Source organism: Streptomyces sp. NBC_00237 (genome assembly GCF_026342435.1).
Taxonomy (GTDB): domain Bacteria; phylum Actinomycetota; class Actinomycetes; order Streptomycetales; family Streptomycetaceae; genus Streptomyces.
Genome location: NZ_JAPEMT010000001.1, coordinates 566740 through 582237, shown reverse-complemented (window position 1 = coordinate 582237; position 15498 = coordinate 566740). Strand labels below are relative to the sequence as shown.

Below are 15498 nucleotides of genomic sequence, written 5' to 3'. Positions count from 1 at the left end.
GGGGAACGCCCCAGGTCGTCCCCCGGGGCTCCGACCTTCGGGGTCCCCCTCAGGTACTACACGGCCCACCACCCGGCCCCTCGCTCCGGCCCGCACCTGACGTGCGGACAGGCAGGGTCCGCGATGCAGAGCCTCAGTAGGCGAGTTGCGCGATCTCCTCCGCCACCACCGCACACGCGTCCGCCGCCGGGTCGATCAGCGGGAAGTGGCCCACGTCCTCCAGGAGCGTCAGTCCGACGACCTCGCCCGCCTTCGCCGCCGCCTCCGCGTACGCCTCCGACACCTCGTGCGGAACGGTCGTGTCGGTGCGGCCCTGGACGACGGTGGTCGCGATGCCGGTGGGCAGCAGGGCGGCCGGGTCCGCGTACGGAAGGCGTTCCTCGTACGCCGACTCGCCGCCCAGGAGCTGGGTGACGGCGCCGCCGCACACCTCCATCCGTACAGACGTGGCGAAGTCCGCGATCGGTGCGAGTGCGACCACCCCGCGCAGCGGCGGCGGCCCGTCGAGCCGCCACGGCGCGCCCTCGGGGAGCACGTGCCGGGCGGAGGCCCACAACGCCAGGTGGCCCCCGGCGGAGTGTCCGGTCAGGACGGTGCGGCGGACGTCCGCCTCCGGCAGGGCCTCCTTCGCCAGGTGCGGCAGTGCGTCCAGGGCGGCGGCCACGTCGTCGAAGGTCTCCGGCCAGCGCCCTGCGACAGGCCCCTCCGCCCCCTGATGCGGCAGCGAACTGCCCCTCCGGTACTCGACATTGGCGACCGCGAAGCCCCGCCGGGCCAGGAAGTCCGCGAACGGGGTGATGTGCTGCCTGTCGTACGGTGCCCGCCACGCCCCGCCGTGCAGGACGACCACCAGCGGGGCGGCCCCGGCCCGTTCCCCGCGCGGCGCGTAGAAGTCGATGATCTGGTCGGGGTGGTCGCCGTACGGAACACTGGCGTCCGGGGCGACGGCGGGGAGCGTCGGCGGCTCGTCGAGGGGGAGCCCGGACGGCTCGTCCGGCAGGGGAACGCTCGGCATGACGGCTTCAACCTCCGGGCAATGGCGGTTCGTTCCTACACCCTTTTGGATCATTAAGCGCGGACGCTACCAGGCGCTTTGCGTGCGCGTGGCCACGCCGGGAACCGTTCCCTCCGACGTGGCCACCCGCTCCGTACGCCCTACAGGACCTCGGCGAGCACCCGGGCCGCCCGCTCCACGTCGCCGAAACCGACGTACAGCGGAGTGAACCCGAAGCGCAGCACGTCCGGGTGCCGGAAGTCCCCGACCACACCACGCGCGATCAGGCCCTTCATCACCTCGCCCGCGTCGCCACAGCGCAGGGCGATCTGGCTGCCGCGCTCGGCGTGCGCGAGCGGCGTGACCAGCTCGACCCGGCCCTGCGGGACGTATGCGTTCACGCACTCCACGAAGAAGTCCGTGAGCGCCAGCGACTTCGCCCGTACGGATTCCACGCCGACGCCCTCCCAGACGTCGAGGGAGGTCTCCAGGGCGAGCATCGACAGGATGTCGGGCGTACCGACGCGCCCGCGCACCGCGCCGTCGGCGGGCGCGTACTCCGGGTCCATCCCGAACGGGTTCGCGTGCCCCGTCCAGCCCGGCAGCGGCGAGTCGAAGCGGTCCTGGTGGCGGGCGGCGACGTACAGGTACGCGGGCGAACCGGGGCCGCCGTTGAGGTACTTGTACGTGCAGCCGATCGCCAGGTCCACGCCGTGCTCGTCCAGCCCGACCGGGAGTGCGCCCGCGCTGTGACACAGGTCCCAGACGGCCAGCGCACCCGCCTCGTGGATCGCGGCGGTCAGTCCGGGCAGGTCGTGGAGACGGCCCGACCGGTAGTCGACGTGGTTGAGGAGGACGGCGGCGGTACGGGGTCCGAGAGCGCCCAGCACTTCCTCCGGGCGGACCGGTCGCAGGGTGCGGCCGGTCATGCGGGCGGCGGACTCGGCGATGTACCCGTCCGTGGGGAAGGTGGTCGCGTCGACGAGGACCTCGTCGCGCTCGTCGCCCGCCAGCCGGACCGCACCCACCAGCGCCTTGAAGACGTTGACGCTGGTGGAGTCGCCGACGACGATCTGGCCCGCCGCCGCGCCGACGAGCGGGGCGATGCGGTCGCCGATCCGCTCGGGCGCGGTCCACCAGCCGCTCTCGTCCCAGGACCGGATGAGCAGCTCGCCCCATTCGCGGGAGGCCACGTCCTGGAGGCGTCCGGGGACGGCGCGGGGCAGGGCGCCCAGGGAGTTCCCGTCCAGATAGACGAGCCCTTCGGGGACGCTGAACAGCTCCCTGTACGGGGCGAGTTCATCGGCGGCATCGAGCTCCGCCGCACGTTTCACGTGAAACATCGCCGCCTCGCCCGCTGTCGCGTTCTCAGACATGGCTGCGCGCCGTCCACAGCTCGGGGAACACGTTCTTGCGGGCGCGCTTCTCCAGCCACGCCAGTCCGGCGGAACCGCCGGTGCCGACCTTCGACCCCATGGCACGCCGCGTGGCCACCAGATGGTCGTTGCGCCATCGCCAGACGAGCTCGCCGACCTCGGTCAACGCCTCACCGAGCACGACCAGTTCGGACCGGCCCACGCCGATCTCCTCGGCTCCGTACACCTGCGCCCAGACCGCCTCGACCTCGGGCGAGGGCTCGTACTTCTGCGAGAGGTCGCGGTCCAGGACCTCCTGCGGCACGGGCAGGCCGCGCCGGGCGAGGAGCCGCAACACCTCGTCGTACAGGCTGGGTTGGTGCAGTGCCTTCTCCAGCTCGTCGTACACGCGAGGCGCTCCCCGGTGCGGGACGAGCATCGAGGCGGCCTTGTCGCCGAGCAGGAACTCCATCCGCCGGTACATCGCGGACTGGAATCCGGACCCCTCGCCGAGCGCGCTGCGGTACGAGTTGAACTGGGCGGGGGTGAGGTTGGAGAGCGGCTTCCAGGAGGCGTTCAGGGCCTCCAGCTCTCGGGTGGAGCGCTTCAGCGCATCCAGCGCCACGGGGATCTTCTCTTCGCGCAGCGCGTTCGCCGCCGTCTCCCACTCGTGGACTATGACCGTGAACCACAGCTCCATGACCTGGGTGGTGACCAGGAAGACCATCTCGCCGGGATCGTCGGAGAGAGGGTTCTGGAGGTGGGTGAGTACGTCCGCCTGGACGTAGTCCTCGTACGGTGTGGTGCCCGCGAAGTCGAGGTTCGGGGTCGCCAGACCCACTGACTCGCTGTTGCCGGGCGCCTCGGGGGTGTGCGTCATCGCATGCTCCTCGACACGAACTTCCAGGTAGCGGTCCGCCCCTTCCTTGAAGGATTCTCGGGCCCCGGTCCCCTGCTGGGCAGCATAGTCGGGGCCTCCGGGAGGTGCTCCTCAGAGGGTGGGGCCTGAGAGATACGTCCCGTTCGCGGCATACGGGTGGGCATTGGAGCGGCATCCGCCGAGGCCCTTGATCTGCTGCATCATCACGGGTGCGGGACGCCCGGGGGCGGGGCAGCCGAGGTGTCCGAGGCCCAGCGCGTGGCCCAGCTCGTGGTTGATGATCAGGTGCCGGTACTCGGCGGGCGTTCCGGCGAACTGCGGCGACCCGGTCAGCCACCTCTTGAGGTTCACCACGACGCCCTTCCCGGTTTCGCAGTTCAGCTCGCCGCCGGTGTCGAGGTGGGCCTCGGCGCAGAGCCGGTCGGCGGTCTTCGGGGTGGCGACGCGGATGACGAAGTCGGCTTTCCCCGCGACCAGTTGGAAGCGCCCGCGCCCGTTCCGCGCCCAGCCCCGGGGGTCGGCGACGATGCGCTGGATCTCGGCGGCGGCCTGGTCGGGGGCGACGCCGCTGCCGGTCTCGACCTGGACCTGGTACCGGCGCAGGGTGCCACTGCCGACGGGGGTTCCGGTGAGGCGCGCGGGGGCGAAGGCGCCGGTGCCGGAGGCGGGGACCTGGTGGTCGGCGCGGTCACGGCTCGGGGGGTTGCGGGAGACCTCGCCCGAGCCGCCGGACGCTCCGTCGGTGGCGGCGGGCCCCGGGGCCGCCTTCCCGGTCTCGCCCGTCCCGGTGTCCCAGGCCGCGACGGCGAGCCCGGCGGCGCCCAGTCCGGCGACGAGGCAGAGGAGCGTGACGAGGAACCGGCCCCGGCGGGTGAGGCGGGTGCGGGGACCGGAGCGGGGGCTGGGGCGGGGGCTGGGGCTGCGGCGGGGGCGGGTGCTGGGGCGGGGGCTGGGGCTGCGGCGGGGGCGGGTGCTGGGGCGGCGGGCAGCCGGGTGCCCGGCGGACGGGTTGCTGTAGCGGCCTTGGCCCACGTCAGAGCCCTCCCCTGGTCGGTGCCTCCGGCAGGTGGGGGGAGCGGGGCGAGGAGCCCTCGTGCACCGGCGACGATCTTCCCTCACGGTCCGGGCGATCGTACAGGCGTCTTATCGGCGCCCCTCGGGCTTGCGGGCACGGGGGCGTGTCGCCGCACCGGGACGCCTGGGGAAGCCTGTCGCCGCACCGGGACACCTTCCGCGACGCCCGGGGAAGCCCGCCGCCGCTCCGGGACCGTGCGCCGCCCGGCCCCGGAGCGTACGGGCATACGGGTGTCAGCCCAGGGTGTCCGCGGCGAGCGCGGAGGAGTCCCGGAGGAAGGTGGAGCAGCGGGCGTACTCCTCCTGGTCGCCGATGGACTGCGAGGCGCGGGCCAGGGCGTGCAGGGCGCGCAGGAAGCCTCGGTTCGGCTCGTGCTCCCACGGCACCGGGCCGTGTCCCTTCCACCCGGCGCGGCGCAGGGAGTCCAGGCCGCGGTGGTAGCCGGTGCGGGCGTACGCGTACGACTCGACGACGGAGCCCTTCTCGAAGGCGTCGTCGGCGAGCTGCGCCCAGGCCAGCGAGGAGGCCGGGTACTTCGCGGCGACGTCGGCGGGGGCGGTGCCGTTCGCGAGGAGCTCGCGGGGCTCCGGGTCGTCGGGCAGGTGGGTCGGGGGCGGTCCCCCGAGGAGGTCCTGGTGAATAGCCATGCCCCTAGTCTGCCTTCCCGCTACGACAACCCGGGCCGTTCCCCTCGGTCCGCCGCCTCACCGTGTTCGGTGCGATCCGTGTGATCCGGCTCCAGAGGCGGCGCGGCGACCCCGCAGTGCGTACGGCACTCGCCCTCGGGCACCCCGCCCTTCGGATTCCGTACGGCCACGAACGCGATCAGCGCACCGAGCACCAGCACGCCCGCGCACAGGGGCATCGCCCGCCGGAACGTCGCCCCGAACTCGGCCGCCGAGCGGTACGCGTCCGGCCCCATGCCCGCCAGCAGGGGCAGCGCGGCCACGGCGATGAGCCCGGCGGCCCGGGCGGCGGCGTTGTTGATGCCGGAGGCGAGCCCGGCCCGCCCGGCGTCCACGGACGCCAGAACGGTCGCGGTGAGCGGGGCCACCAGGGTCACCATGCCCATGCCCAGCACCACCACCGCGGGCAGCACATCAGCCACGTACGACGGGCGCTCCCCCACCCGCAGCATCAGCAGCATCCCCGCCGCGCACAGCAGCGGTCCCACGGTGAGCGGGATGCGCGGCCCGATGCGCTGGGCGAGCTCCCCGGAGCGGGCGGACAGGAAGAGCATCAGCGCGGTCGTCGGCAGCATGGCGGTGCCCGCCTGGAGCGCGGAGTACCCGGAGACCACCTGCAACTGGAGCGCGGCCAGGAAGAAGAACCCGGCGAACGCCGCGTACACGCACAGCGTCACGACGTTGATCGCGCTGAACTGCCGCGAGGCGAAGAGCGTGAGCGGCATCATGGGCTCGGCCCGGGTCCGCTCGACGTACAGGAACGCGCCCGCCACCAGCACTCCCACGACGGCGCACCCGATCACGACCGCCGATGCTCCCTGCTCCGGGGCTTCGATGAGCGCATACGTCACCAGGGCGAGCGCCACGGCGGCGAGCGCGGCCCCCAGCACGTCGAACCGCCCATGCGCCTGCGGATCTTTCGACTCCGGCACGTGCCGGAGCGCGACGGGCACGCACAGCGCGGCCAGCGGCACGTTGATGAGGAACGCCCAGCGCCAGCCGGGCCCGTCCACGAGCCATCCGCCGAGGAAGGGGCCGATCGCGGCCCCGATCCCGCCGAGCCCGGACCACAGGCCCACCGCCCGCGCCCGGTCGTCGGGGTGGAACGACGCCTGGATCAGCGCGAGGGAGCCCGGGGTGAGCAGTGCTCCGCCGATGCCCTGCAACGCGCGGGCGGCGATCAGGACGGTCGCGTTGGGTGCGAGCCCGCACAGCAGGGACGCCACGGCGAACCACACGACCCCGATCACGAACACCTTCCGGCGGCCGTACCGGTCGCCGAGCGCTCCGCCGAGGAGGATCAGCCCGGCGAGCGTCAGCATGTACGCGTTGACGGTCCACTGGAGACCGGCCAGATCGGCGTCGAGGTCCTTGCCGATGCGGGGAAGGGCGACGTTGACGACGGTCGAGTCGAGCATGGCCATGCTGGATCCGAGGACGGTGGTGAGGAGGACCCATCGCCCGGTCGCGCTCTTGACGCGGAGCCCTCCGGCACTCTCGATTTCGGCCATAGGAGGATCGTCCCCGCTCCGACCCGCTTCTGCCATGCGGGTGCGCCCCGCCTCAGGTGAAGGAGGGGCACACGCACGGGCCCGGCGCCCTCGGAAGGTGTCCGAGAGGGGCCGGGCCCGTGCGGTAAAGCGTTACTTCAGGCGGGTGCCCGTGGAGCGGAGGGCCGCGCACGCCTCCGTCACCCGCGCAGCCATGCCCGCTTCGGCAGCCTTGCCCCACGTACGCGGGTCGTACTTCGACTTCGTGCCGACCTCGCCGTCGACCTTCAGCACCGCGTCGTAGTTGCGGAACATGTGGTCCACGACCGGACGCGTGAAGGCGTACTGGGTGTCCGTGTCGAGGTTCATCTTCACGACGCCGTTCTCCAGCGCGGTGGCGATCTCCTCGGCCGTCGAGCCCGACCCGCCGTGGAAGACGAAGTCGAACGGGGACGCCTTGCCGTACTTCGAGCCGACGCCCTCCTGGAGGTCCTTCAGCAGCTCCGGACGCAGCACGACGTTGCCCGGCTTGTACACGCCGTGCACGTTGCCGAACGAGGCGGCCAGCAGGTAGCGGCCCTTCTCGCCCAGGCCCAGCGCCTCAGCGGTACGCAGCGCGTCGTCCACCGTCGTGTACAGCTCGTCGTTGATCTCGTGGCTGACGCCGTCTTCCTCGCCACCGGTCGGGGTGATCTCGACCTCAAGGATGATCTTCGCGGCGGCGGCCTTGGCCAGCAGCTCCTGGCCGATGGCCAGGTTGTCGGCCAGCGTCTCGGCCGAGCCGTCCCACATGTGGGACTGGAAGAGGGGGTTCTCGCCACGCGCGACGCGCTCGGCGGAGACCTCGATCAGCGGACGGACGTACGTGTCCAGCTTGTCCTTGGGGCAGTGGTCCGTGTGCAGCGCGACGGTGATGTCGTACTTCGCGGCGACGATGTGCGCGAACTCGGCCAGGGCGACCGCACCGGTGACCATGTCCTTGTTGTGCTGGCCACCCAGGAACTCCGCACCACCGGTGGAGATCTGGATGATGCCGTCGCTCTCAGCCTCCGCGAAGCCGCGCAGGGCAGCGTGCAGGGTCTGGGAGGAGGTCACGTTGATCGCCGGGTAGGCGAACTTCTCCGCCTTCGCCCGGTCGAGCATCTGGGCGTAGACCTCGGGGGTTGCGATGGGCATCTGTCCGCTCCTTGGGATATGCGGGTGTGCGTGCTGGTCCCTGACCTGGGGGCGACGTCATCGTCAGGCCCCATCTTTCCAGACTCTTCACGGGACTCCACCCGACGGATGCCCGCCTCCCGCGTCCCGGAATGTACGAAGGTCGGAGTGTTTCACGTGAAACACTCCGACCTCGGACAAAACCCCAGGTCACAGCCCCGCAGCAGCGGAGCCGGGACCTAGGTCACAACTTCAGGCGAGATCCAGGTCCGCCAGCTGGTACCCGGTCAGGTAGGGCAGCCCCGCGTCCGCGATGGCCTTCGCCGCACCCCGGTCGACGATCGTGGCGACCGCGACGACCTCGCCGCCCGCCTCGCGGACCGCCTCGACGGCGGTGAGCGGCGAGCCACCGGTGGTGGAGGTGTCCTCGACGACCAGGCAGCGACGGCCCTTGACCTCGGTGCCTTCGATGCGGCGCTGCATGCCGTGCGCCTTCTGGGCCTTGCGCACGACAAAGGCGTCGAGGCGCTGACCGCGCGCGGCGGAGGCGTGCAGCATCGAGGTGGCGACCGGGTCGGCGCCCAGGGTCAGACCGCCGACGCAGTCGAAGTCCAGGTCGGCGGTCAGGTCGAGCATGACCTGCCCCACCAGCGGCGCGGCCTCGCCGTCCAGCGTGATCCGGCGCAGGTCGATGTAGTAGTCGGCCTCCAGACCCGAGGAGAGGGTCACCTTGCCGTGGACCACGGCCTTGTCCTTGATCTGCTGGAGCAGTTCAGCGCGTACGTCAGTCATGGTGACGAGCTTAGGGCCTGTCCGGCGGATCAGGTCGTATGGGGTGACCTGCGGTTTCTCGGTGCGGCTGAGCGGGGTCGATGGGGTCTCCCCTGGTCGAGCGAAGCCGAGAGCTTGGGGAAGCGTGCAGCTGCAAGGCGGAGGAGGGAGACGACGCGGAGCGGATGGGGTCTCCCCTGCTCGAACGAAGTTGAGAGCTTGGGGAAGACCGACGACAACGCCGCAGGGGGTCCCCCCTGGTCCTTAAGACCTTGGGGGAGTGCGTGCCAGGGCACGCGACCGCGACAAGATCCGCCGGACAGGCCCTAAGTGGAGGTCAGGAGAGCCGCCGCCACGTCCACGTCGTCGACGCCTCCAGCGGGTCGACGGGCGTGACCAGGCGCGGGAGGGTGTTGAGCCCGTTCGGCGGGCCGGTCTGCGGTTCGACGCACACGGCCGCCTCCTGCTCGTCGTACACGACCACCCACTCCTCGCGGCTGGTCACCTTGATCTCCAGCTCGCCGGGCCAGGTGAGGGTGACGTCGACGCCCTCGGGCATGCCGAAGCAGTCGTCCCAGGGGCTGGGGAGGGGGTCGATGCGGCGGCCGGTGGGGAGGTGGTCCTCGCCGCGCTCCTCCTGCCAGGCGGCGGTGAAGTCCAGGGTCACGTCCTCGCCGCCGAGGTTGCGGCGGAACCAGGGGTGCCAGCCGACCTGGGCCGGGAAGGAGTTGTCGTACGTCTCGACGCCCATGGTGAGCGTGAGCGCGTCGGGCGTCAGCTCGAAGAGCTGGGTGACCCGGCCCGCGTAGGGCCAGGGGCTGGTGAGGTCGTACGTGAACGAGGCCGACGCGGTGTCCCGGGCGGCGGTGCGCCAGCGGGAGTCGCGGCCGGTGCCGTGGATGGCGTGCGGGGCGGAGTTCACCGGGAGCTGGTGAACCTTGTCGCCGTCGCGGAACTGCCCGTTCTCGGTGCGGCCGCACCAGGGGACCATCGGGAAGCTGCCGAAGTGCTTGCCGTTCTCCGGCTGGCGGAGCACCTCGGTGCCGCCGATGCGGAGGCTGTCGATGCGGCAGCCGTCCGCCGGGTCGACGGTCAGCTCGACGTCTCCGGCGGTGAGGACGACACCGGTGTTCTTGTTCTGTTCGCTGGTCACGCTCCGACAGTACTGGCGCGGGGCCCGGGTGTTGGCCGCGTCCGGCCCACCCGCGTCCGGCCCACCCGCGTCCGGCCCACCCGGGTACGGCCCACTCGGGTACGGTTCCCCGCCTGTCGCTACCTGCGTCGGCGCAGTACGCGTCCCACGACCACGGCCGAGGCCACCGCGAGGGCGGCGGCGGGTGCCAGGCGGCGCAGTGTGAACGTGGCGGAGGTGGGAGCCGGGGCCATGACGGGCGCGTACCGGCCGCGCGGCGGCGCGTGGTCGACCTCTTCCGCGCTGCGGCCGATCATCGTGCGGCGGGCGTGCGCGGCCTCGGCGGGGGGCTCGTCGTCGAGGAATGCCTCCGGGATGTCTCCCGGCAGCCCTTCGAGAGCCTCGCGCAGGGCGGCCTCCTCGTCCTCGGGGAGGGGGTCGTCCATGGTCAGCTCTTCGTCACTGAGGCGGTCGAGGGCGGGGTCGGGCTTGGGCTTCGTCGCCTTGGGCTTGGGCTTGGGGTCCGGCTGTGGCTTCGGGGCAGGCTGTGGCTTCGGGGCAGGCTTGGGCTTGGGAGCTTCGGCCTCCGTGGCGAGACTGGCTCCGAAGCGGTCCAGGAGGCGGTGCACGGCGGACTCGACGGTCGGGGCGTCCACTTCGGTGATGCGGCCGTCGCCTTCGGCGGTGCCGGTGAAGCTCAGCATCGTGCCGTCGTCGGCGGGGGCGGTGCGCACGGTCAGGGACAGCTTCACGGAGCCGTTGCCGCGTGCTTCCGAGCCCTCGCCCTCGACGGTGAAGGCGCCCTTGGTGGTGGGTGTGACGGTCAGCGCGCCGCGATAGGTGATGGTGTGGCCGCCGAGGCGGACCTTCAGGCGGCCGGTGAGCGGCGTGGACGACGTGTCGGCGTCCTGCTGGAAGCCGGGGAGGCAGCGGGCCAGCCGGGCGGGGGTGGCGAGCGTTTGCCGTACGGCGGTGGGCGGAACCGGAACGAACACCTCATGGTCCATGGTTCCTGAGCCTACTCAGCCGGGCGGATTTCACACCCCACTCCCCCAGATGCGCCCCCTCCACCGCACCGGTCATTGGCCGTAGCGAGGGTGGATCAGCGTCGAGGGGCCCGCGCCCCCGATCCGGGCGGATTCCGCCGACCTCGCCCCTTCCAGCAGTACCGGCACGGTCAGGGAGCGCAGGTGCGGCGCGTCGGGGGCGATGCCCAGGCCCGGTCGGGTGACCGCGGCGAGGATCAGGCCCCAGTCGCGCGGGGCCCTGGAGTTGCCGGAGGAGCGGTCCGGGCCCGCGCTGAAGTCGGAGAGGCGGCCGGTCGCCCGGTACGGGCGGGTGGCGAGGCCCGCCGCGCGCAGGGTGGCCTCGACGGTCCAGTAGACGTGGGGGCGGGCCCCGATCGGGCCCGCGTGGACCACCATCCGGCCCCCGGGAGCGAGCACGTCCGCCGCCAGCCCGTAGAACTCCTGCGAGTAGAGCTTCGTGGCGGCGGTGATGCCCGGATCGGGCAGGTCGGAGATGACCACGTCGTAGGGGAGGTCGCCGAGCGGCGCCGAACGCAGCCAGCCGAAGGCGTCCGCGTTCACGACGTGGAGGCGGGGGTCCTGGTGCACGCCCCCGTTGAGGGCTACCAACGCCGGGTCGGTGCGCGCGAGTTCCACGACCCCTGGATCCAGCTCGACGAGCGTGACCGTACGGACGTCCGGGTAGCGGAGCACCTCGCGGGCGGCCATTCCGTCGCCCCCGCCCAGGATCAGGACGCGGGCGTGTTTGCCGCGCATCGCGGGGTGGACCAGGGCCTCGTGGTAGCGGTATTCGTCGCGGCTGGAGACGCGGAGTCTGCCGTCGAGGAAGAAGTCCATCGGGCCCGACACACTGCCGGTGATGACGACCTCCTGCGCGTCGGTCTGTACGGCGACCCGCACCCGGTCCCCGTACACCGCCCGTCTCGCGGCCCGTTCGAAGTCGTCGACCAGGACGGTCGCGGTGGCCAGGGAGGTGAGGACGGCGACGTTGACGCCGATCAGCAGCCAGCGGTTGCGCCGCGTGAGCTCGCGCCGGAACAGCCACAGGACCAGGGAGCCCCCGGCGGCCGTGTTGACCGCCCCGGTGAGCAGCGCGCCCGTGAGCTGTCCGAGCATCGGGAGGAGGAAGAAGGGGAAGAGGAGCCCGCCCACGAGCGCCCCCACGTAGTCGGCGGCGAAAAGGTCCGCCACGTCGCCACTCGCATCACCCCCGTCACTCCCATCGCTCCCGTCACTCCCGTAGCCCTCGTGGCTCCCGCCGTCCGGGGAGACCGTGGACGCCGGAGAGACCGGGGAGCCCGCAGGACCGCCCGCAGCGACCGCAGCGACCGCAGCGCCCGGCACCTCCCGCCCGATTCGCTGGATCAGCGTCATCAGCAGCGGGATCTCCGCCCCGATGAGCACGCCGATCGCGAGCGAGAACGCCACCAGCACGTACCGCGCCCCGCCGAACCACGCGAACGACGCGTACAGCACCAGCGCCGAACTGCCGCCCACCGCCGCGAGCCCCGCCTCCAGCATGCCGAAGCCCACGGCCGCCTGGGTGCGCAGGCGCTTCGCCAGCAGGGAGCCGACGCCCATCGCGAAGACCATCGTGGAGAGGACCACGGACGCCTGGGTGACCGAGTCACCGATCAAGTACGAGGCGAGCGCGACCAGTTCGAGTTCGTACACCAGACCGCAGGCGGCGCACAGAAACACCACACCCAGCACCAGGAAGCGGGCCGCCCGAGGGCTCACCGGCAGCGAGCGCCCCGTGCCCCGCCCACGCACCCGCCCACGCGTACGTGTTCGGCTGCGCGCGCGCAGCCGAACGCCCCGCCCCGAGCCGCGCGGCGACGGCAGCGAGAGACCGTCACCAGGCCCGGCGGGGTCCGGCCCGACAGCAGCACGGACAGCGGATTCACGCCCGACGGAGCCCGACCCGGCCGGGTCGGGTCCGGCGGATTCTGGTCCGGCTGAGGCGGAGGCCGGTTGGATCATGTTGGGCAACGCTACGTCACCACTCGCTCGCGAACCGTCACCCACAAGGGTGTATCTGGGGCGCGCCAGGCATACAACCCGGCACAGCGCCCCACCCCCTCAGACCGCTGCGGGCACCCGCATCCCCACCCGCGTCCGTGTCACCACCAACTGCCCTTCCTGCGGGTACGCGTGCCAGGTCCGCCAGCTCACCTGGCCGTTGCCCTCGCGCTGCGCGAGCAGTGCGGTGAACGCGTACGGACTGCCGGGGAACGTTCCGGCGAGCCCGTTCGGATGGTCGGCGACCAGCGCGAGCAGTTCCTGCGCGCGACCGGCGAACGCGGCTTCGGACAGCCTCTCCACCCGGGCCGCGAACTCGTAGTCCCAGTTGCCGACCTGCTTGGAGACGCCCAGCGGGAGCGGGGTCCTGCTGCCGGGGATGCAGGCGACGGTTTCCGAGCAGTAGCCGTCACTTTCGGAGAGAAGTACCTGGTGGGAGGCGCCGAGGAGACGCAGCTGAAGGGTGGCGCCGTCCAGTTCGAGATCGAGTACGGCGAGGGCGGGCAGCGGCTCCCGGCCGAGCGCCCACGCCAGATCGGAGGCACACGTGTCGGTGTAGTCGGTCGTGAGGGTCGTCAGCATGTGGTGGCTCCGCAAACACACAGTGGGGGGTGGGCCAGGGGCACGCCGGAGATGTACGGGGTGGAGCTGGAGAACCGCCCGCTCGGGGAATTTCCATCAGCGAGGGAATCATGAAGTGTGCGGCGCACCTAGCGTTTTTACCCAATCTGGCGGGGTTTCCATCCCCTCGGGGGCCACACGGTTCAACTGTTCAACAAATGGGCGCCCGGCAGGAGTTGAGAGGAGGACACATGTACGAGTCCTCCCCGGCTCCCGCCGGGCGCCCTTCCCCATCAGGCCCGGAGGATCAGCTGCCCCGTGTCAGCCGTTCCCCGGACGTTCACGCGGGCGGTTCACCACGAGGGGCTCAGCGGCCCCCCGCAGCCCGGCCGGGCAGCCTCAGCCGCCCCCGCAGCCCGGCCGGGCAGGCTCAGCTGCCCCCGCCGCACCCACCGCCGCCGCCTCCGCCGCCGCCCCCGCACGACGAAGAGCCGCCGCACGACGAGCCGCCCCCGCAGGAGTACCCGCTGCCGCCACTCGCCCAGGACCCGGTCCTGCGCCGCTTCGTCCTGCGCTGCGCCGTCCTGTACCTGTTCGGGTCCGGCGTGCTCCTGACCTTCGCGAAGATCGCGACGAGCACCACCACCATCACACCCAGCGCGATGAACAGACCGGTCACGGCCCTCACCGTCCTTCCGTTCCCCCGGAGCGGAAGGGATTCCTTCCGCACGTGCGGAGGGGATTCCCGAACGCCGCCACGCCCAAAGCACACTTGAGCAAGTCCAGAGGTTCCGCGCAGGATGGCCGCCATGACCACCTCCGCAGGCTCCCCCGGCGCACCCCGCCCCCTCCTCAACCGCCGTCTCGCCGAGTTCGGGACGACGATCTTCGCCGAGATGTCGGCGCTGGCCGTGCGCACCGGGTCGATCAACCTCGGCCAGGGCTTCCCCGACGAGGACGGCCCCGAGGAGGTCCGCGAGGCCGCGGTGCGGGCGCTGCGCGACGGTCGCGGCAACCAGTACCCGCCGGGCCCCGGCGTCCCCGAGCTGCGCACCGCCGTCGCGGAACACCAGCGGCGCCGCTACGGACTCGCGTACGACCCCGACACCGAGGTACTGGTCACGGCGGGCGCCACCGAGGCGATCGCCGCCTCTCTCCTCGCCCTCGTCGAACCCGGCGACGAGGTCGTCGCCCTGGAGCCGTACTACGACAGCTACGCGGCCTGCATCGCCATGGCCGGCGGGCGCCGCGTCCCCGTACAGCTCCGGCCGCAGGACGGCACGTACCGTCTCGACCTCGACGAACTCCGCGACGCGATCACCCCGCGCACCCGGCTCCTGCTCCTCAACACCCCCCACAATCCCACCGGCACCGTCCTCACCCGCGAGGAACTGGCCGAGATCGCGCGGATCGCCGTCGAGCGCGACCTGCTGGTGATCACGGACGAGGTGTACGAGCACCTCGTGTACGACGTCGAGCACCTCCCGCTCGCCACCTTCCCCGGCATGCAGGAGCGGACGGTGACGATCTCGTCGAGCGGCAAGACGTTCTCGTTCACCGGGTGGAAGGTCGGGTGGGTGACGGCCTCGCCGGAGCTGGTGGGGGCGGTCAGGTCGGCGAAGCAGTTCCTGACGTACGTCTCGGCGGGCCCCTTCCAGTACGCGGTCGCCGAGGCCCTCGCCCTGCCGGACGCGTACTTCGACGACCTGCGCGGCCAGCTCCGCGCCAAGCGGGACCTGTTGAGCACGGGCCTCAGGGAGGCGGGCTTCGAGGTCTACCGGCCGTCCGGGACGTACTTCGTGACGACCGACATCAGGCCCCTCGGCGGGAGCGGCGACGGATTCGCCTTCTGCCGGGAACTGCCCGAGCGGTGCGGGGTCGTGGCGATCCCCAACGCGGTGTTCTACGACGACCGCGCGGCCGGGGCGCCCTTCGTGCGCTTCGCCTTCTGCAAGAAGACCGAGGTGTTGCAGGAAGCAGTGGGGCGGCTGAAGGGCCTGTAGCCCCTCAACCGCCCCGCTCGGACCGCCCGTTCAGGCCCGTGCCCACCCCCGTAGGGCACCGGCCCCCAGCAGTCCGTCCAGTACGGCAGCCAGGTCCCGCGCGCTGCCCTCCCCCGTGAAGGCGAGGGTGGCGTACGGGCCCTCGCAGTCCCCCAGTTCCGCCGTCCAGGGGGCGGGGAGCTGGGCGATCAGGCGCACCGCGGCCATTTCCGGGGCCGCTCCCGCCGGGGCGTCGGTGGTCGTTCCGATGCGCACCTCGTAGACGGAGGGGACGGAGGGGACGGAGGGGACGGAGCGGGGTGAGCCGGTGGCGGGGGTCGCGGTCATGCGGGGTTCTCCAGTACGT

The 15498-nt window shown here is 72.1% G+C and carries 15 protein-coding genes; 1 reads left to right on the top strand and 14 read right to left on the bottom strand.

What is annotated here, in order from left to right; genetic code table 11:
* Positions 1-133: 133 nt before the first annotated feature.
* The 13 genes from OG897_RS02380 to OG897_RS02320 all read right to left on the bottom strand — a co-directional run bounded on the left by OG897_RS02380 (position 134) and on the right by OG897_RS02320 (position 13828).
* Positions 134-1015, bottom strand: a complete 882-nt coding sequence (locus OG897_RS02380) for an alpha/beta hydrolase (protein ID WP_266652386.1) — start codon at positions 1013-1015, stop codon at positions 134-136.
* Positions 1016-1155: 140 nt separating this feature from the next.
* Positions 1156-2337 carry a kynureninase gene (kynU, locus tag OG897_RS02375; RefSeq protein WP_266656502.1) on the bottom strand — a complete coding sequence of 394 codons (1182 nt, stop codon included), beginning with the start codon at positions 2335-2337 and terminating at the stop codon, positions 1156-1158.
* A gap of 25 nt (positions 2338-2362) precedes the next feature.
* Positions 2363-3229 carry a tryptophan 2,3-dioxygenase family protein gene (locus OG897_RS02370; RefSeq protein WP_266652384.1) on the bottom strand — a complete coding sequence of 289 codons (867 nt, stop codon included), beginning with the start codon at positions 3227-3229 and terminating at the stop codon, positions 2363-2365.
* A 111-nt stretch (positions 3230-3340) separates the two neighbouring features.
* The gene (locus OG897_RS02365; protein ID WP_266652382.1) at positions 3341-4261 is read right to left on the bottom strand and encodes a DUF3152 domain-containing protein; all 921 of its coding nucleotides are present in this window, start codon (positions 4259-4261) and stop codon (positions 3341-3343) included.
* Positions 4262-4537: 276 nt separating this feature from the next.
* The gene (locus OG897_RS02360; RefSeq protein ID WP_266652380.1) at positions 4538-4951 is read right to left on the bottom strand and encodes a DUF3151 domain-containing protein; all 414 of its coding nucleotides are present in this window, start codon (positions 4949-4951) and stop codon (positions 4538-4540) included.
* A gap of 20 nt (positions 4952-4971) precedes the next feature.
* Positions 4972-6501: an MFS transporter gene (locus tag OG897_RS02355; RefSeq protein ID WP_266652378.1), complete on the bottom strand. Its 1530-nt coding sequence runs from the start codon at positions 6499-6501 to the stop codon at positions 4972-4974.
* A gap of 132 nt (positions 6502-6633) precedes the next feature.
* Positions 6634-7656, bottom strand: a complete 1023-nt coding sequence (fbaA, locus tag OG897_RS02350; RefSeq protein WP_266652376.1) for a class II fructose-bisphosphate aldolase — start codon at positions 7654-7656, stop codon at positions 6634-6636.
* A gap of 231 nt (positions 7657-7887) precedes the next feature.
* On the bottom strand, positions 7888-8427 hold the full coding sequence (gene pyrE / locus OG897_RS02345) for an orotate phosphoribosyltransferase (protein ID WP_266652374.1): 540 nt from the start codon (positions 8425-8427) through the stop codon (positions 7888-7890).
* A gap of 316 nt (positions 8428-8743) precedes the next feature.
* On the bottom strand, positions 8744-9559 hold the full coding sequence (locus tag OG897_RS02340; protein ID WP_266652372.1) for an aldose 1-epimerase: 816 nt from the start codon (positions 9557-9559) through the stop codon (positions 8744-8746).
* Between the two features lie 119 nt (positions 9560-9678).
* Positions 9679-10545, bottom strand: coding sequence for a CoxG family protein (locus OG897_RS02335; RefSeq protein ID WP_266652370.1), 867 nt, complete (start codon positions 10543-10545; stop codon positions 9679-9681).
* 72 nt (positions 10546-10617) lie between these two features.
* The gene (locus tag OG897_RS02330; protein ID WP_323188044.1) at positions 10618-12312 is read right to left on the bottom strand and encodes a spermidine synthase; all 1695 of its coding nucleotides are present in this window, start codon (positions 12310-12312) and stop codon (positions 10618-10620) included.
* A 336-nt stretch (positions 12313-12648) separates the two neighbouring features.
* Positions 12649-13170 (bottom strand): DUF2617 family protein, encoded by a 522-nt coding sequence (locus OG897_RS02325; protein WP_266652366.1) that lies wholly within the window; start codon positions 13168-13170, stop codon positions 12649-12651.
* A 409-nt stretch (positions 13171-13579) separates the two neighbouring features.
* A complete protein-coding gene (locus OG897_RS02320) occupies positions 13580-13828 on the bottom strand; it encodes a hypothetical protein (protein ID WP_266652364.1) in 249 nt (82 codons plus the stop codon).
* A gap of 121 nt (positions 13829-13949) precedes the next feature.
* On the opposite strand from OG897_RS02320, the gene OG897_RS02315 reads away from it, so the two are divergent.
* Positions 13950-15152 carry a pyridoxal phosphate-dependent aminotransferase gene (locus tag OG897_RS02315; RefSeq protein WP_266652362.1) on the top strand — a complete coding sequence of 401 codons (1203 nt, stop codon included), beginning with the start codon at positions 13950-13952 and terminating at the stop codon, positions 15150-15152.
* A gap of 30 nt (positions 15153-15182) precedes the next feature.
* Here OG897_RS02315 and OG897_RS02310 read toward each other — a convergent pair whose 3' ends face one another.
* Entirely contained in the window at positions 15183-15479 is a 297-nt protein-coding gene (locus tag OG897_RS02310; RefSeq protein ID WP_266652360.1) for a hypothetical protein, read from the bottom strand.
* Between the last annotated feature and the right edge of the window lie 19 nt (positions 15480-15498).